Genomic DNA, 19,893 nt, shown 5'->3' with positions numbered 1-19,893 from the left:
TCACGTCAAACGCGCATAAATGCGCCCGGAAACAGGCCGATTTGCTCCTGTTTCGTGCAAAATCAGGACAATTTCCGGCACAGCTGTGCAATGCCGGGGCCGTTACCGGGTTGTTTCCGGGGGTGATTCTACCCGCCGCTGCGTCAGGATGCCGCTTTAAGCAGCCCCTCTTTGTCCGCTTTCTGCCAGGTTTCATCCAGCGCTTTGCGGGCACGGTCCATAAAGATGTTGATCTCGTCAGGCGTAATCACCAGCGGCGGCGAAACCACCATCCGGTCGCCCACATGGCGCATCACGAGGTTATTGGCAAAACAGCGCTCGCGGCACATCAGACCGATTGCACCGGCCTCGCCCGCGAATTTAGCGCGGCTTTCCTTGTGTGGTGTCAGCGGCAGCGACCCCATCAGGCCAATGACGCTTGCCCCGCCAACCAGCGGATGATCCGCCAGACCTTCCAGCCCCGCGCGGAAAGCAGGGCCGGCAGTGTTGCGCACGTGATCAAGAATGTTTTCATCCTGCAGGATCTGCAGGTTTTTGAGGGCAACAGCAGAGGCAACCGGATGGCCGGAATAGGTATAACCGTGGTTGAATTCAGTTGCGCCGATCACCGAGGCGACCTCGTCGCAGACCACCGAGCCACCGATCGGCTGATAGCCCGAACTCAGTCCTTTGGCGATTGTCATGATATGCGGGCGGATACCAAAGGTCTGGCTGCCGAACCAGTTCCCGGTGCGCCCGAAACCGCAGATCACCTCATCGGCGATCAGCAGAATCTCGTATTTATCGCAGATCCGCTGAATCTCCGGCCAGTATGTCTCCGGCGGAATGATGACCCCGCCCGCGCCCTGAACAGGCTCTGCGATAAAGGCCGCGACGTTATCTTCACCGAGCTCTTCGATTTTCGCTTCAAGCTCACGTGCGCGAGCGAGACCGAATTCTTCAGGGGTCATGTCACCGCCCTCGGCCCACCAGTCCGGCTGGCCGATGTGGTGGATGCCGGGAATCGGCATGCCGCCCTGCGCATGCATATAATCCATGCCACCAAGGCTGCCCGAGCCCATCGACGAGCCGTGATACGCGTTCTTCCGGCTGATGATATGCGATTTGGACGGTTTGCCTTTTTCCGCCCAGTACGTACGGACCATGCGGATGTTGGTGTCGTTGGCCTCGGAGCCTGAGCCGGCGAAAAAGACGTTGTTCATGCCCTCGGGGGCCAGCCGCGCAATTTCCTGAGACAGCGCGATAGCGGGCACATGCGTCGTTTTGAAAAACGTATTGTAATAAGGCAGTTCCGCCATCTGACGGGCGGCAACCTCGGCCATTTCAGTGCGTCCGTAGCCGATGTTCACACACCACAGACCCGCCATACCGTCGAGGATTTCGTTGCCTTCGCTGTCGGTCAGGAACACGCCTTTGGCCCTCGTGATGACCCGCGCGCCCTGCTCTGCCAGCTCATCATTTGTGGTGAACGGATGCATGTGATGCGCGGCATCAATCGCCTGGAGTTCCGCGGTGGGCATATGGTTGGTGATCATCGTCATCGGTTTTCTTTCTGCTGGAGAGAAGGAGCATCCGCGCCTTTGCAATGCAGAATATGATCAAATTCCACGCGGGTCAATCGAATCGGTGTCAGCTCCGGGCGGCCTGCAGAGCCTCGCGCACCTGCAGCATCCCCTGGTGAACGTCTTCGGCGAGTGCCCTTGCTGTACCCTCAGCATCGCCCGTTTCGAGGGCGCTGAGCATTTCTGCATGCTTGTCCGGGAGGTTGAGCGTGCCGTAGCGCCCGCATACAACCCTGAGTGAGGGTCCGAATTTCAGCCATAACCGGTCGGTCGTATCCGCAAGAACCGGCGCATCCGCGCTGGCATAGAGTCGCGCATGGAACCGGTAATTATGGGTCAGATATCCTTTGATATCACCCTGAGAAATGGCCTGGTTGAGGGTGTCGTCGATATCTTTCAGCTCCGCCAGAATCTCCGCTGTCATGCGCTGAGCCGCGCGACGGCCCAGTTCAGGCTCAAGAGATTGCCTCATAAAATCAAGCTGTTCAATGCATTTTTCGGTCAGTTCAGGCACGATCACCCGACGGTTGCCCAACATGCTCAGCGCCCCTTCGGACGTCAGGCGGCGGATCGCCTCGCGCACCGGCGTCATGCCGGCAGCAAGCTCTTCGGTGAGCCCTTTGATTGTTACCGCCTGGCCGGGCGCCAGATCCCCGAAAAGAATGCCGGTCCGTAAACGCCGGTACACCGACTGGTGCGCGGGCTGTTTGGCCGTGGTCTTTTTGTCACCGGACGCCTGTTCTTTGAGCATGGCTGTCTGATCGTCCCTCTTCGGTTCTGGCAGTTGTGATCACTTCTCTTGCACAGGCTTTGATCACATGAAAGCATATTGCATCTTGCCTGCTGAGGCAAAACTTGATCAAATTAAGTCCAAGCCGGGAATAACCCGGTCACCACCAACGGGAGTTATCTATGAACAAGCTCATCATGAGCAGCGCTGTTGCGGCGCTGGCAGCCACGGGTGCTGTCGCCGACGAAGTCCGGGTCTATAACTGGTCCGACTATATCGACGAAGCCCTTCTTGAAAAGTTTGAGACCGAAACGGGCATCGAACTGATCTATGACGTCTTTGACAGCAACGAAGTGCTCGAAACCAAAATGCTCGCCGGCGGTTCCGGCTATGACGTCGTTGTGCCGTCCGGCACTTTCCTGCAGCGCCAGATCGCAGCCGGCGCGTTCCAGAAGCTTGATCCGTCCAAGCTTCCAAACCTGGAAAATATGTGGGACACCGTCGAAGCGCGCACGGTGCAGTATGACCCTGAGAACGCTTATTCGATCAACTACATGTGGGGCACTACCGGCATCGGCGCCAATCTTGGCAAGGTGCAGGAACTGCTTGGCGCAGATGCTCCTGTCGGATCGCTCAGCCTGATTTTTGAGCCGTCGAGCATGGAGAAACTTGCGGAATGCGGCGTCCACTTCCTTGACGCACCGACCGAGATGATCCCGGCGGCGCTGAAATACATCGGCGAAGACCCCGACAGCCATGACCCCGACGTCATTGCCAAAGCCGAAGAAGTGCTGATGGCCGTGCGGCCTTTTGTGCAGAAATTCCACAGCTCCGAGTACATCAACGCGCTGGCAAACGGCGACATCTGCGTGGCCTTCGGCTGGTCAGGTGACATCCTGCAGGCGCGTGACCGTGCCGCAGAGGCCGATAACGGCGTCGAAATCGTATATAACGCGCCTAGCGAAGGTGCGCTGATGTGGTTTGACCAGATGGCCATTCCGACAGACGCTCCGAACCCAGACGCCGCCCACGTGTTTCTGAACTTCATCATGGATGCGCAGAACATGGCGGATGCGTCCAACTACGTTTATTACGCCAACGGCAATGAGGCCTCCAAGCCGCTGCTGGCCGAAGACGTGATCGGTGACCCGGCGATCTACCCCGATGAGGCAACGCTGGAAAACCTCTACACCACCACGCCCTATCCGGCGAAGGTGCAGCGCGTCGTGACCCGTCTGTGGACCAGGATCAAATCGGGCACCTGAGCCCGGCACGACAGGGCAGCGCCGCAATGCGCTGCCCTTTTTACATCAGCCCGGAGCCCGGGCAAAATGAGGATGCACCGTGCCGGAAAGCGACTTTGCCCCCTGGAACGATCCCGATGAAAAACCGCTGATCCGGTTTAAGTCTGTCACCAAGAAATTCGGTGATTTCACGGCGATTGATGACCTGACACTCGACATCTACGAAAAGGAATTCTTTGCACTGCTCGGACCGTCGGGCTGCGGGAAAACCACAATGATGCGAATGCTTGCCGGCTTCGAAGCGCCGACGCGCGGTGTGATTGAGCTTGCGGGTCAGGACATAGCCCCGGTGCCACCGAACAAACGCGCAGTGAACATGATGTTTCAGTCTTACGCGCTGTTTCCGCATCTGAGCGTTTATGAAAACATCGCATTCGGTTTGCGCCGCGGCGATATGCCCAAGCATGACATCGGCGACCGCGTGGCCGAAATGCTCAAACTGACGCGGCTGGAAAAATTCGCCGCCCGCAAACCCCATCAGATCTCGGGTGGTCAGCGCCAGCGCGTGGCGCTTGCGCGCAGCCTTGCCAAGGCACCAAAGCTTCTGCTGCTGGATGAGCCGCTTGGCGCGCTCGATGCGAAACTGCGTCAGGCAACGCAGTTTGAACTGATGGATATTCAGGAAAAAACCGGCACGACATTCGTGATCGTCACCCACGATCAGGAAGAGGCAATGACGGTGGCAAGCCGCGTTGCCGTCATGGACGAGGGCCGCGTCATTCAGGTGGCGACGCCCGAACATATCTACGAAATGCCCAACAGTGTCTATGTCGCTGATTTCATTGGTGATGTGAATATTATCGAGGGCACCGCGAAGCCTGTCGGGAGTGAGCGGTATGAGATCAGCTGGGCTGATAATAAAGCGCCGCTGATTGCTGCATCTGAACGCCCGTTTTCAGAAGGCCAGAACTGCCATCTCGCGGTGCGGCCGGAAAAAATCGCCATCAGTGCCGAGCGCCCGGCGGATGCCGACAACGCAGTGGAAGGCAAAGTGCTGGACATCGCTTATCTGGGTAACATCTCGACCTATCACGTCGAACTGCCCGGCGGGCAGATCGTCAAGGCACAGGCCGCCAACACCCGCCGCGTGTCGCGCCGGACCTTCACCTGGGAAGACACAGTCTGGATCAGCTGGACCGCCACAGCGGGAGTTCTGCTGCCACAATGACCTCAGGTGATCCCCTCGCGCGCCCGGAGACCTGCTGATGCAGCGTTTTGTCCTGATAGCCGTTCCCTATGCCTGGCTGCTGGCCCTCTTTCTGGTGCCCTTCATCATCGTGCTCAAGATTTCCCTGTCGGATATCGAGCTCTCCATCCCTCCTTATACGCCGACGCTGGACGATGGCATCGTGCCGTTTTTCAAAGCGCTGGATTTTGAGAATTTCGCCTTTCTGGCATCTGATGACCTGTACTGGAAAGCCTATCTCAGTTCGCTGAAAATCGCGCTTTTGTCGACTTTCCTGACGCTCCTGGTCGGGTATCCGATGGCCTATGGCATGGCGCGCGCACCGGAAGAGTGGCGCCCCACGCTGATGATGCTGGTGATCCTGCCGTTCTGGACGTCTTTTCTGATCCGGGTCTACGCCTGGATGGGCATTCTCAGTCAGGAAGGGTTTCTCAACCAGTTCCTGCTCTGGACCGGGCTCATTGGTGAACCCCTGACCATCCTCAACACCAATACCGCGGTCTATATCGGCATCGTCTATACCTATCTGCCCTTCATGATCCTGCCGATTTATGCGGCTCTTGACCGCCTCGATGGCTCCCTTATTGAGGCTGCTGAAGATCTCGGATGCTCGCGGATGCAGGCCTTCTGGCTGGTTACCATTCCGCTCTCGAAGAACGGTATTATTGCCGGCAGCTTTCTCGTTTTCATCCCGGCGCTGGGTGAATTTGTGATCCCCTCGCTGCTCGGTGGCTCCGGCACGCTGATGATCGGCAAGGTGCTCTGGGAGGAGTTCTTCAACAACCGCGACTGGCCGGTCGCAAGCGCAGTTGCCGTTATCCTGCTGCTGATCCTGATCATTCCGATCGTACTGTTTCAGCGCAACCAGCAGAAACAGGCGGAGGCGGACCAATGAACAGGCTGAGCTGGTTCAACGTTACTTCTCTGACCATCGGGTTCGCGTTTTTGTATCTGCCTATGGTGATCCTCGTCGCTTATTCGTTCAACGAGAGCAAACTTGTCACGGTCTGGGCCGGATTCTCGACGAAATGGTACGGCGAACTGCTTCAGAACGAAGCCTTCCTCGATGCCGCCTGGGTCACGATCAAAGTTGCGGTTCTCTCTTCGACTCTGGCCACAGTGCTGGGCACGATGGCGGCCTATGTTCTGGTTCGGGGCGGGCGTTTTCTGGGGCGCACTCTGTTCTCCGGCATGATTTATGCGCCTCTGGTGATGCCTGAGGTGATTACAGGATTGTCCCTGCTTTTGCTCTTCATCGGGATCGGGCTCGACCGGGGCGTACTGACAATCGTGCTGGCCCATACGACGTTTTCGATGTGTTACGTCTCCGTGGTCGTATCCTCACGATTGCTCAGCTTTGACCGATCGCTGGAAGAGGCCGCACTTGATCTGGGCTGCTCGGGTTTTGATGCGTTCCGCCTTGTGACCCTGCCGATTATTGCCCCTGCTGTGATCGCGGGATGGCTGCTCGCGTTCACGCTCAGCCTTGATGATCTGGTGATCGCATCGTTTACTGCCGGCCCTGCCGCCACGACATTGCCGATCAAAATCTTCTCCGCTGTACGTCTTGGGGTCTCTCCGGAGATCAACGCACTGTCCACCATTATGATCGGCATCGTTACGGTGGGCGTGATCGGTGCGTCGCTGATTTCCAAGCGCAATGCGTTGCGTCAAAAACGCGACGAACGCGATGCAGCCCGCGCCTGATGAGACGGATTTTTCCTGATTATACTTATGGCCCGGGCCCGCGCGACGGATGCTGGTGGGACCAGACCTGCGACATTGCTGACCGCCCGGCAGTACGCGGAGAAATCACAACGGATGTGGTCATTATCGGTGCGGGATTTACCGGCCTTTCAGCTGCGTTAAGGCTGGCTGAGCATGGCGTAAGGGTCTGCGTTCTTGAGGCTGGGCACGTAGGGTGGGGCGCTTCGGGGCGCAATGGTGGATTTTGCTGTCTGGGCGGTGCAAAAATCGGAAATGCGCAGCTTGAACAAAGATTTGGTGTGGAAGGTCGTAAAGAATGGCGGCAGACCGAAAAAGCGGCGGTTTCTTTCGTCTCCGATCTGACCAGACGCCTCGCTGTTGATGTGGACAGGCATTCGGCCGGTGAGACCCAGCTTGCTGTCCGCGCCCGGGATCTGGACGGTCTGCGAAAAGAAGCTCTGCATATTGAAAACGACTACGGGGTCACTCCGGAGTTTCACGACAAACAGGATCTTATGCGGCTTGGCATGGGGGGGGCATTTGCCGGCGGCCTGACCAATCCGCTGGGGTTCGGGCTGAACCCGCGCAAGTATGTTTCGGCCCTTGCCACGGCTGCCGAAGCCGCCGGTGCGAAAATCTATCACAACTCGCGGGCGCAGAGTATCTCGGGTGCAGGGGGCCAGTATCGTGTGTCCACCGGCGAAGCCGAGGTGCGGACAGAACAGGTCGTGATTGCAACCAACGGCTACACCTCTGAGGACCTTCCCGGCTGGATTGCGGGCCGGTATATGCCGACGCAATCAACGGTTATGGTCACACGACCGCTGACGGATCAGGAGCTTGACGCGCAGGGGTGGACTTCTGACCAGATGAGTTACGATACCCGTAACCTGCTGCATTACTTCAGGCTGATGCCGGACCGCAGGTTTCTGTTCGGAACGCGGGGCGGGCTGCTGGCCGGTCCCGGCACGGAAGCCCGCGCCCGACGCCGTGTCAGACGCCATTTTGAGGAGATGTTCCCGGCCTGGAGCCATGTCGAAAATGCCGGCAGCTGGTCTGGCATGGTTTGCATCGCGCGTGATCGTCTGCCCTATGTCGGACAGGTGCCCGACCAGCCCGGAATGTGGGCGGGAATGTGCTATCACGGCAACGGGGTTGCGATGGGCAGTTTGTCCGGCGCTATCCTTGGCGACCTGATCCGGGGGGTAACCCCGCCAGATTATCCTGTGGCTTTGCGGACCCCGCTGCGGAAGTTTCCGCTCGGGTCAAAGCGCCGGCTTCTGATGCCGGCGGTTTACGCCGGGTTCGCACTCGCGGATCTCTGATCAGAGGCCATCTGTACCTGAAGGCTCTCTCAGGGCCGCAACATCTGCTGTTGTCACCGCGGAACCACCCTGAAGGATCAGCATTGTACCACCTGCCTCCCGGCGTGCCTCAGTAATGCGGGCATAGGTTTCGGCGGCTGTTGTGGCGGTTACTTCTCCCGCCGTCCGGCTTTCGACCATGAAACGGTAATTGCCGGGCGGCAGCGGCTCACCGCCCGGGGAAACTCCGGCCCACTCCAGCGCTTCGCCATCCGTAGCGATCTGTACGCGCTGCGCTTCGTCGCCCGCTTCGTTCAGCACGACGAGAACAGCCTCTTCGGCACCCGGATCAGCCTTCGGAATTACGGTCAGCGGCGACCCTTCAAAGGCAACGGCTGCGGTTGTCCGCGCCTCCATACCGATCCATCCTGCCATCTGCGCAATGTTTCCTGCACCCAGCTGATCTCCGAGTGCGGTCAGCAGGTCGTTTGAGAGAACCTGTTGTTCAACCATTGAAAACTGCGCCAGCTGGGCTGCATATTCTGAGGAATCAATCGGCTCAAGCGGATCCTGATACCTGGCCTGGGCCGTCAGCATCTGCAGAAACGTCTCAAAATCTGATGAGATGACAGCAGTGCTGCCCGCGACTGCCGGCGTTGGAGCCGCAGTCTGTGTCGGCTGGGTTTGTGTAATGTCCATTTCTGTCTCCTAAAGCCGCAGGTCAAGACCGGTGCTCTCCACCAGTCTGACAGGTGCATCTGCTGTTTCTGCAGGATCTGAGTGATGTGCAGTATCTGTTTCCGTCACCCGGGGGGCGTCATCGCTATGATCTTCATTTGTCTGTTGTTGCCCCTCGGAAAAGGCAAAGCTGATCGTCTCAAAACCAAGTGCCTGAAACTCTCTTGCCAGTTCATCAATGTTTCGGCGCATCAGATCCAGAGTTTCCGGTCGTTCGGCGAGAACATTCACCGTAATGGACCCTTCCGCAGCCGAGATGGTCATCCGGACCTTGCCCAGCTCACGGGGGCTGAGTGCAAGTTCAACTGGGCGATCCGGCAGCCTTTGCAGCGCTTCGGCCATCTGACGCCCGATCATCCCGGGTGTTTCCGCGCGCAGAATTGCCTGCTGCGCAGTTGATGAGCCTGCAGCACGCGGATCCCATTGCAGCATAGTGTCAGCATCCTGAACGGAAGGCATCACAAGGTCGGGATTATCTCTCGCAGCGACCTGATTTGCATGCACCGTAGCGGGGTTAACTGGTTGCATTGCGATGGCAGAGGCTGTGTTGCGCATATCGGCGCGTGCTGCGGCTGGTGTCGGCATACTGCGTGGTTCCGTGTCAGATGACCGGAGGATTTCTGATCGGCGACCGGGTTTTTCGGTCGCCAGCGTTGCTGCAGTGCCGCCGGGAACGGCGAGGCGTGCGGTTTCCTGTACAGACGCGCTGGCAACTGGCACAGACACGGCGGCGGAGATATTGGCGGCATTTTGTTTTTGCGCCCCGGTCGCCGGATCGTCTGATTTCAGGTCTGCGAACCGGACCAGGCTGCCGGGTGTGCTTTGCTGAGTCGCACCACCCGCTGGCAGAACGCCCGCACGTTCAGCCGGTTTTTGCTCTGCAGAGACTGATCGGGGCGTTGTTTCGGCAGGATCCGTACGATTGCTTTCGGGTGCCTTTTTTTCAGTTATGCCGGGCCCGGCCTGTTGTAAAACGGCAAGTTCAGACGTTGTTTTTCCGCGCAGCACCGGAGCTTCCGGAGATGTGTCCGCAGCCGGGGACCGGACAGTTGCCGCAGCGTGCTGTTCCTCTGGTTGCTCGCTTTCCACTTCCGGAAGAATTTCGGCGGTCTCGCTATCCACCTGACCGACGACAGAAGTATCCCGTGTCTGGTTCTTCGTACTGGCGGACGGCGCATTCTCGGTTCTTCCTCGTTGCCCGGCGGCAGTATCTTCATTGGTCTGTGCGGCCATTTCCTTTTCAAAGTCGCCGTTCTTTCTCTCGCTGGCGGGTTCATCAGCAGGGATCGGGCGTCCAGCGGTTGTGTCTGATCGCGAAGTGTTTGCGGCGGTCGGTATCAGCGGGCTATCAAGCATTGGTTTCTCCGGAGTTCTTCCGTTTCCTGCCCGCTTTATGACCGTCTTTAGTTACCGCATCTTTACCGGTTGCGGGCATTCTGCAGAAAATTACCTGCAATTGGAGACACCTCGTATGGCCCCGATCACTCCCGTGGCGCAGCCATCCACACCAACATTCTCGCAAGACCAGCGCCTGCGCGCTGCGGCCGAGAAACTTGAAGCCGGCTTTCTTGCAGAAATGCTTAAATCAGCGGGACTTGGCAAAACCAGTGAGCACTTCGGCGGTGGCGCGGGTGAAGACCAGTTTTCGTCATTCCTGTTGCAGGAACAGGCGCTCGAAATGGTCCGCGCCGGGGGCATCGGGCTCAGCGAATCAATCTATCAGGCACTGAAGGAGAAAAACGATGGCTGATGACGAATTTCACCGCATATTTGACGCGCTTGACGATCTGCTTGATGAAGAGAGAACAGCGCTTTTAGAAGGTAACCTTGATCATGTCGCCCGTCTTCTGGAGACCAAGGAAACGCTGATTGACGCACTGGCCGATCTGGACGCGAACGAGGTTAAGCCCCTGCAGGAACTAGACAAAAAAGTCAGGCGTAATCAGGTTCTTCTGGACAGCGCTCTGGCAGGTATTCGTTCGGTTGCGGAACGGCTCACCGCCCTGCGGCGAGTACGGCGTTCTCTCGACACCTACGATGCGAAAGGCGTCCGTCAGACCATCGATATGGTTTCAGACAAGTCTGTCGAGAAGCGCGCATGAAGCCGGGATTTGTCTAAAAAGCAAGGAACAGCCGCAGAGCTCATTTAGCATTTCATTAGCCTTTGAATGTGCATGTTGGCGCTGCATCCGATCCCGGATGGCGCTTCGCCTCAAAGAGGGCGACTGCATTGGTCAGAAAGACAGTTTCAAACGGCCAGGGTTCTGGCCGGGCACAAATCACGTAAAGCGTGCATGATCAAAGGAACTAATGAATGTCCAGTATTCTTACGAACAACAGTGCAATGGTTGCGCTGCAGACTCTGAAGTCGATCAACATGAACCTCGGCAAAGTTCAGAGCGAAATTTCTACCGGCAAAACCGTCGAAAGCGCAAAAGACAACGCGGCAGTCTGGGCCATCTCGAAAGTGATGTCCTCAGATGTTGAGGGTTTCAAAGCTATCTCTGACTCTCTGGCCCTTGGCCAGGCGACTGTTGGTGTGGCACTGAACGGTGCAGAAACAATCACTGACCTTCTGACTGAAATCAAAGGCAAAATCGTCAATGCTCAGGAAGAGAACGTTGACCGTGCCAAGATCCAGACAGACATCGAAGCGCTGACCAGCCAGATCGATTCCATCGTAGGTGCCGCTCAGTTCAACGGTCTCAACCTGCTCAACGATGACGGCAAGGCCACCGAAGATCAGACTTCCAATATTCTGTCTTCTCTTGATCGCGCCGGAGACGGAACAGTCACGTCGGGCGAAATCGTCATTGCAAGGTCAAACCTGAGCGCGGAAAAGGCGAGCCTTGCTGGTGATGCCGCGCAGGTTGCCGGTGGCGCTAACGGCGGTGCAGCTATTGTTGCTGCAGCGGCAACCACGGCGACAAACGTTACAGTCGTTGCACAGGACGGTACCGCAACTGGTACTGATGTAACCGGCGTAGGCTACAACCTTGTGATCTCCGCAGCAGCGGGCACATACGACGGTCTGGCGACAACGGCGGCAGATGATATCCTGTACGTTGCTCAGGAAGGTGACACAGCGGAAGATATCGGTGCGGGTCTTAAAGCTGCTTTCGACGTCTGGGTTGCTGAGAAGGGTGAGTTTGACGCTGATATCTCTCTGGCATCAAACGCGACCGGTTTTGCTTTCACTGCAGGGGATTACGTTGGCGGTACCAACACGATCTCCTTCACGGTCAATGTTCAGACCTCTGCAACGGATGGCAATGAGCGCGCCGGCGCACTTCAGTCTCTGAGCGCGATTGACGTTTCAACAGAGAACGGTGCAGCGGACGCTCTGGCAAAGGTGGAATCGCTGATCCAGACATCCATCGACACTGCCGCAGCTCTCGGTTCCGGTGGCCGTCAGATCGATACACAGAGCGAGTTCGTCGGTAAGCTGACTGACCTGCTGACGTCGGGTATCGGCGCTCTGGTTGATGCAGACATGGAGGCAGCCTCTGCGAAGCTTCAGGCTCTTCAGACGCAGCAGCAGCTCGGCGTTCAGGCACTGTCAATCGCCAACCAGGCGCCTCAGACGATCCTGTCGCTGTTCCGGTAAATCGTCACTCTGAGGGCCCGGGTGCCCGGGCCCTCAGGCATCATTTAGTAAAGATTACCGCAAAGGATTTACTGTGAACGCATATGCTCAGGCCCAGCAAGCTTACTCGCCGGTAAATGCTCCGACACGAACATCCCGCAGCACCGAATATGAGGTGATCGCGCGGATTTCACACAGGCTGAAAGCAGCCATTGAGAACGACGATTTCAACGCACTCGCAAATGCTCTTCATGAGAATAATAAGTTGTGGACCACGCTGGGTGTTGACGTCGTTCAGCCGGAAAACCTGTTGCCGGATGAACTGAAAGCACGCATCGCCTACCTGGCTGACTTTACCCGTTCGCATACCCTCAAAGTTCTGAGAAAGCAGGAAAGCGCCATTCCGCTTCTGGAAATCAATGCGGCTATCCTGACCGGTCTGAGAACCGAAGGAAAAATCACATGACTGGTCTTGTGCTCAAACTCAGCCCGAAAGAACGCGTTCTTATAAACGGCGTGGTCATCGAAAACGGTGACAGACGCAGCAGGTTATCAATCATGACCCCCGACGCGAACATCCTGCGACTTCGGGATGCGATCCATCCGGAAGATGCAAAGACCCCGGTGCGACGTGCATGCTTTGCAATGCAACTGGTTCTTTCGGGCGATAAAAGTCCTGATGATGCGCATCTGCCTCTGTTGCGTCAGATAGAAGAACTGAGCCAGGTTTTCACAGATTCCGACAGCCGGAATGTGCTTGCTGAAGCAACAAGAGGACTGGTTGAAAAACAGCACTACAGGGCGCTGAAGGCACTGCGCGCCCTTATTCCACGAGAGGAACGGCTGCTTGCCGCGCGGACCGGCTGATGTTTCAACCGATTATTCCGGGGTCCGGCCTTGCGGGCTGGAGCTTCCTCCAGCGTACCTATGATACCCAGATAAGGACTTTCTCAGAAGCACCTCAGCAGTCTCGTGTCGCTGATTACTTTGCCGAAAACATTACAGGTGTTAAAACAGCAAAGGATCTTGTTTCAGACCGCCGGCTTCTGGAAGTTGCTTTAGGTGCTTTTGGTCTGCAGGATGACATTGAGAACCGGTTCTTCATTCAGAAGATGCTGGAAGAGGGGTCGGTTAATGACGATGCCCTCGCTAACCGCTTTTCAGACCGGCGGTATTCTGAGTTCGTGGAATCATTCGGGTTCGGACCGGGAGAAACAACTCCGGTGGGTACTCAGGCATTTACCGACAAGCTCATCTCAAGATATTTTGCCAACAGCTTTGAGGTTGCTGCAGGTCAGCAGGACGACAGTATGCGTGTCGCGTTATATGCGCAGCGCACATTGGCGGAACTCGCCAGTCCTGCGGCAAAACCTCCTGAGCGTGTCGCGGCAGAACTGGTTTCCGCTTCTGTGGATGAGTATGTTGCCTCAATCACAGACGAGACTGAGTATTTTGAAAGCAGGATCTCTTCCGTTCTGACCGTTGAAGATCTCCTTTCCGATGAGCGCTTGTTAAAATTTTCTCTTGTGGCATTTGGTCTTGGCGACGATTACGAGGAGATCGTGAATTTTGAACCAACAGCGCAGGTCCCGGAAAACGAGACCCTTAAGAAAATTGCGAATGTGCTCTCGCAGGGCAGTATTGCCAATATTGCACTGGCGAATCAGCTGGATAATCCTGCTTATGCGGAGCTGTCCCGGGCATTTGGGTTTGGAATTGCCGAGGATCGCCAGACCACCCGCAGCAGTTTTCCGGATATTGTAATTGATCGTTACATTCAACAGAATTTCAGTGTGCCCGAGGACGCAGGCTTCACGGGCTCGCTGGTCATCAGCGACAGAGAATTTGAACTCGAACCGTTTTCTCTCAACGATATGTCTAACGATGCCAAGTGGTTCACGATACTGGGGGAACCGCCTCTTCGTGCGCTCTTTGAAAAGGCTTTCAACCTCCCTTCAGAATTCGGACAGGTTGATATTGAGCAGCAACTTTATGTTTTTAAGGAAAGAGCGAGAGCGGCATTCGGTGACGATAACGTCAACCGCTTTTCTGATCCTGTCGTGATTGAGGACCTGATACAAAAATACCTGACCAGATCGCAGATTGATGCGTTTTCCGTGAATACGTCCCCCGCGTCAATCGCACTGACACTTCTGCAAAGCTGAATACCGGGGGGCCTCAGGTTCCCTGCCGCGTCGCTGCCCTGCCGATCCCGGTTCCGGTCTGCCGCGCACGACGCATAATAAGTTCCAGCTGAGTGAAGCTGTTCCGGATGTCCTGTTTTTCGACGCGGGCGAGGAAGCTGTCCAGTTCGGACCAGATCTGCACCGCTGCATCTGTTTCCGGATCACTGCCCGATGTATACAGACCCGCGCGGATCATCATCGCATTCTGTTCGTAAATGGACAGCATCTTCCGGGCGCGTCCCAGCAATTCGTTTTCATCGGCAGTTGCAGCGGACGGCAGACTTCTTGATACCGATTTCAGAACATCAATTGCAGGATATCTGCCGCGTTCTGCTATTTCCCGGTCAAGCACAATATGACCATCAAGGACACCTCGCAGAATATCTGCCACAGGTTCCTCCATGTCCGAACCTGCGACGAGAACACTGAAGACAGCAGTGATGTCGCCCTGGGTGTCGCGTCCCGGCCCGGCTCGTTCACACAGCGACATAATCAGCTGTGCGGTGGAAGGCGGAAATCCCCGAAGTACCGGCGCTTCACCCGCTGCAACGGCCACTTCGCGGTGTGCTTCAGCAAAACGCGTGATTGAATCTGCGAGAAACAGCACAGAATGACCTTTGTCGCGAAAATGCTCTGCGACTGACATTCCTGCCCACGCACATCGCCGCCGTGTCAGCGGCGACTGATCGGATGTTGCGCAGATCACAACTGAACGCCTGAGACCCTCCGGGCCAAGAACTTCCTCGATGAAGTGCCGCAACTCGCGACCACGCTCTCCGACCAGCGCGATTACAACCACATCGGCGCTCATATTCTGAGCGAGGTGGCCCAGCAGACTGGATTTACCAACGCCAGAACCCGCAAAAAGTCCAACACGCTGACCCTGCACCACCGGCAGCATCGTATTCAGAACGGCCATGCCCGTATGCAGACGTGCACCCATGGCGCGCCGGCTCGCTGCGTCCGGCGGCGGGTTGCGCAGTTTCCGGGAAAGCGCGCCGCGCAGCAGCGGTTTCCCGTCAATCGGATTGCCGAACGGGTCAATGATCCTTCCGATCCAGGAATCAGCAGGCGCGATACCGCGGGCCTGCAAAAGCGCGGTGCGATCATTGAGCGCGACCCCGTCAGGGCTTTGATCGGGCAGCAGGACCAGCAGGCCATCATCAAGCTGCAACACTTCACCGGAGAGGGGCTCTCCATGCCTGTATACGATAGCCAGATCGCCGATCCGCGCCTTGCCGCCAAGCCCCGAGACGTGGATCAGCCCCGCTTCGACACGCACGACCCGCCCGATGGCACGCACCGGGTTCAGTTCAGTGATCTGAGCTGTGAGCCCGTCGAAAGGAATGTGCTTTGTCATATCGATCCTTTTGTCTGCGCACACTCTTTCTAAAGGAATCAGAGTTAAGTCTTGATGAAATCACACGAGGGAGAAGCCCCGATGTTTGAAAAACTTGATGTCTTCAGAATGGCGCACGCCATGGCAGTACATGCGGGACACAGCCAGGCGGTGGCCGCTCAGAACGTCGCAAACTCCGATACGCCCGGGTTTAAAGCGCGTCGCGTTATTCCGTTTTCTGAAACCTATCAGGACGGACCTGTCCCTGGCGGCCACGCCGGACAGCTTTCTACGCGCACGCGACATCTCAACGGCGCCGCCGCAGGCAGCATGCCCGAACCGGTTCTGGATAAATCAGGACCGGCCGCACCCAACGGCAACACAGTTTCTCTCGAAAACGAAATGCTGAAATCGCTGGATGCCAAACGCCAGCATGACCGTGCTCTGGCGATCTACAAATCATCGATGACGATTCTGCGCGCCACCCTGAGCCGTTCGTAAACAGAGGTTTATCATGAGCGAATTTTCCAAATCACTGGATGTCACGACCAGCGGACTGCGGGCACAGGCAACGCGCCTGCGCCATCTCGCGGAGAACATCTCCAACGCGGACACCCCCGGTTACCGGCGTAAACTTATCTCGTTTGAAACGGCCTTTAACGGCGGCAGAGGAGTTTCCGAAGTCGAAACAGGCCCGGTACGCCTTGATCGGAGTGTGGCCGAGCGCGTTTATGATCCGTCGCATCCGATGGCTGACGAAAGCGGATATTATGACGGATCCAATGTCGATCTGATGATTGAGCTCGGAGACGCCCGCGAAGCGCAGCGCAGCTATGAAGCCAATCTGAAAGTTTTTGAGCAAACCCGGAAAATGTCGAGCAGCCTTATGGAGTTGCTGCGGAAATAATCACCACCCGCTTATGACAAAGTCATGAGATCTAAAAAGGAGATCCAGAATGGATATGAAAGCAGTTTCTGCAATTCAGAAGTTTACGGACGCCCGTGCCAGCGCGGCGATCCAGAGTTATCAGGCCGCACGTCCGGCCACAGAACCGGAACCAGAAAAAGTATCATCAATCTCTGAAACCGTGGGTTCGGTCGCCATGGATTTTGCGAAAACCCTGGCGCGGACCGAAGAGACGGCCAAGGCGTCAATGATCGGAGATGCTGACCCGCATGCGCTGGTACAGGCTCTGGCTCAGACCGAACTTGCTGTAGAAGCAGCGGTTTCTGTCAGAAACAAAGTCGTTGAAGCTTATCAGGAAATTCTGCGGATGCCTGTCTGAGATGGCTGACGAGATCATCTTTTTTGACACCCTTCGTCACGGGCTCTGGATTGCGGTTCTGATTTCGCTGCCAATCCTGACGGCGGCCCTGATTACCGGTGTCTCGATCGGTCTCGTCCAGGCACTGACGTCCATCCAGGAGATGACCCTGACTTTTGTCCCGAAGCTGGCAGCGATCATTATCGTTTTCTGGCTGTCCATGGGGTTTATGACGCAGACACTCGTCTCGTTTTTTAAAGACATGATCGTCCCGCTCATCACAGGAGGCTGACAATGGAAAACGCAGGCTATACAACTCTGACCCGCCAGTCCGGTCTCATGCGCGAGATGCGCATCGTTGCCAACAACATCGCCAACGCGGCTACCTCCGGCTACCGTCAGGAGGGCATGGTTTTTTCGGAATATGTGCAATCCATTCAGGGCGGCAGCAGCCTTTCCATGGGCCAGGGGAATGCACGACACACCTCTCTTGTTCAGGGAGCGCTGACCCAGACCGGAGGCACGTTCGACTTTGCCATTGAGGGCGACGGTTTTTTCCTTGTCGAAACGCCGCGGGGAGAGCGCCTTACCCGTTCGGGTGCTTTTTCGCCAAACGCCGAAGGCGACCTTGTGACCTTTGACGGGCTGCGCGTGCTTGATCCCGGCGGCGCGCCGGTTTTCATTCCGCCCGGTGTGGCTGATATCGCGGTTTCCTCTGATGGCACAATCTCGTCAGAGGGTGCGCCGATCGGCCAGCTCGGCGTGGTCCGCCCTTTGAACCCGCAGGGGATGATCCGTGAGGCCGGTGTGATGTTCCAGGCGGCAGACGGTTTTGAGCCCGCCGAGAGCGCCCGCATCCTGCAAAGATTTGTAGAAAATTCCAACGTGGATGCGATCAGCCAGATCACGCGGATGATTGAGGTCCAGCGGGCCTATGAACTCGGCGCGAGTTTCCTTGAGGCCGAAGATGAACGCGTGCGCCAGGCTATGCGTGCGATGTCACAGTAAAAGTAACCAGTAAAACAGGAGGTGCAGAATGCGCGCCCTTAAAATTGCAGCCACCGGCATGAGCGCTCAGCAGATGCGTGTCGAGACGATTTCCAATAACCTCTCAAACATGAGCACGACAGGGTATAACGCCCGACGCGCCGAGTTTGCAGATCTGCATTATCAGCAGATGACGCGACCAGGCACAATCAGTGCAACGGACGGCACCGTTGTGCCAACAGGTGTGCAGCTTGGTCTGGGGGTGCGCCCGGCGGCTGTTTCGGTGCAGCTTCAGCAGGGGTCTTTGAGTGCCACCGGAGGCGATCTTGATCTCGCGATTGAGGGCATGGGGTATCTGGAGATCACGCTGCCTTCCGGTCAGACCGCATACACCCGGGATGGCGGGCTGAAACGCAACGGCGAGGGGCTTATCGTGACATCTGACGGATATCCGGTGGAACCTGAAATTGTGATCCCTGACGACGCGAGAAGCATTTCGATTAATGCGTCCGGTGAAGTATATGCGTATTTCACAGACGCACCCGACGCCCAGCTGCTCGGGCAGTTTAATATGACGGGCTTTACCAACGCCAAGGGTCTTGAGGCCATCGGCGGCAATCTTTTTGTCGAGACAGAGGCTTCCGGCCCCGCTCTGGTGTCCACTCCCGGCGAGGATGGCCTCGGAACGGTACGCCAGGGGTATCTCGAAGACAGTTCGGTCGATGCCGTACGCGAAATCACCGAACTGATCGAAGCGCAGCGCGGCTATGAAATGAACGCCAAGGTCATCTCCGCCGCAGATCAGATGATGGGCGCAACGACGCAGATCCGATGATCAGAACAGCCCTTTCATGCCTGATCATAGCGCTCGGCGTTGAAGTTGTTGCCGAGACAATTGTCCCGGTCCGCACGATCCGCGCACATGCAATAATTGCGGAAAGCGATCTGACCATCAGGTCCGGAACAGTATCCGGCGCTATTGATCACGTGAGCTACGCAATCGGTCAGGAGGCGCGCACGACACTGTACGCCGGCCGCCCGATCCGGTTTGACGACATCGGTCCGCCCGCGCTTGTCTCGCGAAACCAGATTGTGCCCCTGCGTTTTGAAGGATCGGGCCTCGTCATCATGACTGAAGGGCGCTCTCTGGAGCGCGGTTCGCTGGGAGACAGGGTACGTGTAATGAATCTGGATTCGCGCGCCACCCTTTTTGGAAAAGTCCGTGAAGACGGGTCAGTTCAGGTTATCAGGTAGGACAGATATTCATGAAGAATTCACTTTTTGCATTTGGATTTTGCGCGATCGCTGTGGCAGGATGCGCCCGGCTTGACCATATTGGCAAGCCGCCGACCTTCACCTCTGCGACGTCAACCCAGGAACACAACGCCATGTTGTCCCCGGGTCTGCCGTTACGCCTCGATGCTGCCGGTCCGACGGACCAGGCATCGTTATGGTCCGGCGCCCGCCAGTCACTGCTCGGTGACCGCCGGGCCATCCAGAGAGGTGATATTCTCACCGTCGTGGTGGAAATCGATGAAGAAGCAGAGATTTCGAATGCAACCGACCGCTCGCGCTCAGGCTCTGAGAGCCTTGGCATTCCCGGACTCTTCGGCTTGCCGCAGCGCATTGATGAGAGGCTGCCTGAGGGCGCGTCCACTGCCGAAGCGGTATCAATCAACTCGGCCAGCAGTTCGTCCGGTGACGGGTCCGTCAAGCGGAACGAAAAACTAACGTTGCGCGTCGCGGCCACCGTTGTCGATGTCCTTCCCAACGGAGTGCTTTCAATTGCCGGCAGCCAGGAACTGCGGGTAAACTTTGAAATGCGCGAACTGCTGGTTTCGGGATATGTCCGGCCAGAAGATATCTCGCGTCAGAATGAAATCACCTACGACAAAATAGCCACGGCGCGCGTCTCATATGGCGGACGCGGTCAGATCACTGACGTGCAGCAGCCAAGGCTTGGCCAGCAGGTTCTTGACAGCGTTCTTCCCTTCTGAAG

General features: G+C 56.9%; 24 protein-coding genes. 19 read left to right on the top strand and 5 right to left on the bottom strand.

Annotation, left to right across the window (positions count from 1 at the left end):
- Positions 1-143: 143 nt before the first annotated feature.
- Entirely contained in the window at positions 144-1,541 is a 1,398-nt protein-coding gene (locus G3256_RS18435) for an aspartate aminotransferase family protein (protein WP_169642218.1), read from the bottom strand.
- 88 nt (positions 1,542-1,629) lie between these two features.
- Entirely contained in the window at positions 1,630-2,313 is a 684-nt protein-coding gene (locus G3256_RS18430; RefSeq protein WP_169642217.1) for a GntR family transcriptional regulator, read from the bottom strand.
- 161 nt (positions 2,314-2,474) lie between these two features.
- Here G3256_RS18430 and G3256_RS18425 point away from each other — a divergent pair, with 161 nt between their 5' ends.
- The 5 genes from G3256_RS18425 (at position 2,475) to G3256_RS18405 (ending at position 7,814) form a co-directional block, all read left to right on the top strand.
- Positions 2,475-3,557: a polyamine ABC transporter substrate-binding protein gene (locus tag G3256_RS18425; protein WP_169642216.1), complete on the top strand. Its 1,083-nt coding sequence runs from the start codon at positions 2,475-2,477 to the stop codon at positions 3,555-3,557.
- A gap of 79 nt (positions 3,558-3,636) precedes the next feature.
- Complete coding sequence (locus G3256_RS18420; RefSeq protein ID WP_169642215.1) at positions 3,637-4,764, top strand: ABC transporter ATP-binding protein; 1,128 nt, start codon at positions 3,637-3,639, stop codon at positions 4,762-4,764.
- Between the two features lie 37 nt (positions 4,765-4,801).
- Positions 4,802-5,677, top strand: a complete 876-nt coding sequence (locus tag G3256_RS18415; protein ID WP_169642214.1) for an ABC transporter permease subunit — start codon at positions 4,802-4,804, stop codon at positions 5,675-5,677.
- On the top strand, positions 5,674-6,489 hold the full coding sequence (locus tag G3256_RS18410) for an ABC transporter permease (RefSeq protein ID WP_169642213.1): 816 nt from the start codon (positions 5,674-5,676) through the stop codon (positions 6,487-6,489). Before G3256_RS18415 ends, G3256_RS18410 begins: the two co-directional genes overlap by 4 nt.
- Complete coding sequence (locus G3256_RS18405; RefSeq protein WP_169642212.1) at positions 6,489-7,814, top strand: NAD(P)/FAD-dependent oxidoreductase; 1,326 nt, start codon at positions 6,489-6,491, stop codon at positions 7,812-7,814. The genes G3256_RS18410 and G3256_RS18405 overlap by 1 nt, the downstream gene beginning before the upstream one ends.
- Here the strand turns inward: G3256_RS18405 and G3256_RS18400 are convergent, their stop codons facing one another.
- Together G3256_RS18400 and fliK are read right to left on the bottom strand one after the other, a co-directional pair.
- Positions 7,815-8,492 (bottom strand): flagellar hook capping FlgD N-terminal domain-containing protein, encoded by a 678-nt coding sequence (locus G3256_RS18400; protein ID WP_169642211.1) that lies wholly within the window; start codon positions 8,490-8,492, stop codon positions 7,815-7,817. It abuts the gene before it with no gap.
- Positions 8,493-8,501: 9 nt separating this feature from the next.
- Positions 8,502-9,116 (bottom strand): flagellar hook-length control protein FliK, encoded by a 615-nt coding sequence (fliK, locus tag G3256_RS18395; RefSeq protein WP_169642210.1) that lies wholly within the window; start codon positions 9,114-9,116, stop codon positions 8,502-8,504.
- A gap of 886 nt (positions 9,117-10,002) precedes the next feature.
- Between fliK and G3256_RS18390 the strand changes: the two genes are divergently transcribed.
- The 6 genes from G3256_RS18390 to G3256_RS18365 all read left to right on the top strand — a co-directional run bounded on the left by G3256_RS18390 (position 10,003) and on the right by G3256_RS18365 (position 14,282).
- A complete protein-coding gene (locus G3256_RS18390) occupies positions 10,003-10,281 on the top strand; it encodes a rod-binding protein (protein ID WP_169642506.1) in 279 nt (92 codons plus the stop codon).
- Positions 10,274-10,633: a flagellar biosynthesis protein FlgN gene (locus tag G3256_RS18385; RefSeq protein ID WP_169642209.1), complete on the top strand. Its 360-nt coding sequence runs from the start codon at positions 10,274-10,276 to the stop codon at positions 10,631-10,633. The genes G3256_RS18390 and G3256_RS18385 overlap by 8 nt, the downstream gene beginning before the upstream one ends.
- A gap of 212 nt (positions 10,634-10,845) precedes the next feature.
- The gene (locus G3256_RS18380) at positions 10,846-12,138 is read left to right on the top strand and encodes a flagellin (protein ID WP_169642208.1); all 1,293 of its coding nucleotides are present in this window, start codon (positions 10,846-10,848) and stop codon (positions 12,136-12,138) included.
- A gap of 73 nt (positions 12,139-12,211) precedes the next feature.
- Complete coding sequence (gene flaF / locus G3256_RS18375; protein ID WP_169642207.1) at positions 12,212-12,583, top strand: flagellar biosynthesis regulator FlaF; 372 nt, start codon at positions 12,212-12,214, stop codon at positions 12,581-12,583.
- Positions 12,580-12,984: a flagellar biosynthesis repressor FlbT gene (gene flbT, locus G3256_RS18370; RefSeq protein WP_169642206.1), complete on the top strand. Its 405-nt coding sequence runs from the start codon at positions 12,580-12,582 to the stop codon at positions 12,982-12,984. The genes flaF and flbT overlap by 4 nt, the downstream gene beginning before the upstream one ends.
- Complete coding sequence (locus G3256_RS18365) at positions 12,984-14,282, top strand: DUF1217 domain-containing protein (RefSeq protein WP_169642205.1); 1,299 nt, start codon at positions 12,984-12,986, stop codon at positions 14,280-14,282. The genes flbT and G3256_RS18365 overlap by 1 nt, the downstream gene beginning before the upstream one ends.
- 13 nt (positions 14,283-14,295) lie before the next feature.
- On the opposite strand, the gene G3256_RS18360 is transcribed toward G3256_RS18365, so the two are convergent.
- Complete coding sequence (locus G3256_RS18360; protein ID WP_169642204.1) at positions 14,296-15,663, bottom strand: FliI/YscN family ATPase; 1,368 nt, start codon at positions 15,661-15,663, stop codon at positions 14,296-14,298.
- A gap of 81 nt (positions 15,664-15,744) precedes the next feature.
- Here G3256_RS18360 and G3256_RS18355 point away from each other — a divergent pair, with 81 nt between their 5' ends.
- Genes G3256_RS18355 through flgH form a run of 8 tightly spaced genes read left to right on the top strand, consistent with a single transcriptional unit; the run spans position 15,745 to position 19,891 of the window.
- Complete coding sequence (locus G3256_RS18355) at positions 15,745-16,143, top strand: FlgB family protein (RefSeq protein WP_169642203.1); 399 nt, start codon at positions 15,745-15,747, stop codon at positions 16,141-16,143.
- A 13-nt stretch (positions 16,144-16,156) separates the two neighbouring features.
- Positions 16,157-16,549, top strand: a complete 393-nt coding sequence (gene flgC, locus G3256_RS18350; protein ID WP_169642202.1) for a flagellar basal body rod protein FlgC — start codon at positions 16,157-16,159, stop codon at positions 16,547-16,549.
- Between the two features lie 49 nt (positions 16,550-16,598).
- Positions 16,599-16,928, top strand: a complete 330-nt coding sequence (fliE, locus tag G3256_RS18345; RefSeq protein ID WP_169642201.1) for a flagellar hook-basal body complex protein FliE — start codon at positions 16,599-16,601, stop codon at positions 16,926-16,928.
- 1 nt (position 16,929) lies between these two features.
- Positions 16,930-17,199, top strand: a complete 270-nt coding sequence (locus tag G3256_RS18340) for a flagellar biosynthetic protein FliQ (RefSeq protein WP_169642200.1) — start codon at positions 16,930-16,932, stop codon at positions 17,197-17,199.
- 2 nt (positions 17,200-17,201) lie between these two features.
- A complete protein-coding gene (locus G3256_RS18335) occupies positions 17,202-17,915 on the top strand; it encodes a flagellar hook-basal body complex protein (RefSeq protein ID WP_169642199.1) in 714 nt (237 codons plus the stop codon).
- A gap of 28 nt (positions 17,916-17,943) precedes the next feature.
- Positions 17,944-18,729: a flagellar basal-body rod protein FlgG gene (gene flgG, locus G3256_RS18330; protein ID WP_169642198.1), complete on the top strand. Its 786-nt coding sequence runs from the start codon at positions 17,944-17,946 to the stop codon at positions 18,727-18,729.
- Entirely contained in the window at positions 18,726-19,148 is a 423-nt protein-coding gene (flgA, locus tag G3256_RS18325; RefSeq protein ID WP_169642197.1) for a flagellar basal body P-ring formation chaperone FlgA, read from the top strand. Before flgG ends, flgA begins: the two co-directional genes overlap by 4 nt.
- A gap of 11 nt (positions 19,149-19,159) precedes the next feature.
- The gene (gene flgH / locus G3256_RS18320; RefSeq protein WP_169642196.1) at positions 19,160-19,891 is read left to right on the top strand and encodes a flagellar basal body L-ring protein FlgH; all 732 of its coding nucleotides are present in this window, start codon (positions 19,160-19,162) and stop codon (positions 19,889-19,891) included.
- Positions 19,892-19,893: the final 2 nt, after the last annotated feature.

It is taken from the genome of Roseobacter ponti, from assembly GCF_012932215.1.
GTDB classification, from domain to species: domain Bacteria; phylum Pseudomonadota; class Alphaproteobacteria; order Rhodobacterales; family Rhodobacteraceae; genus Roseobacter; species Roseobacter ponti.
The sequence above is the reverse complement of the archived record's forward strand: the minus strand, read 5'-3'. Positions and strand labels throughout refer to the sequence as shown.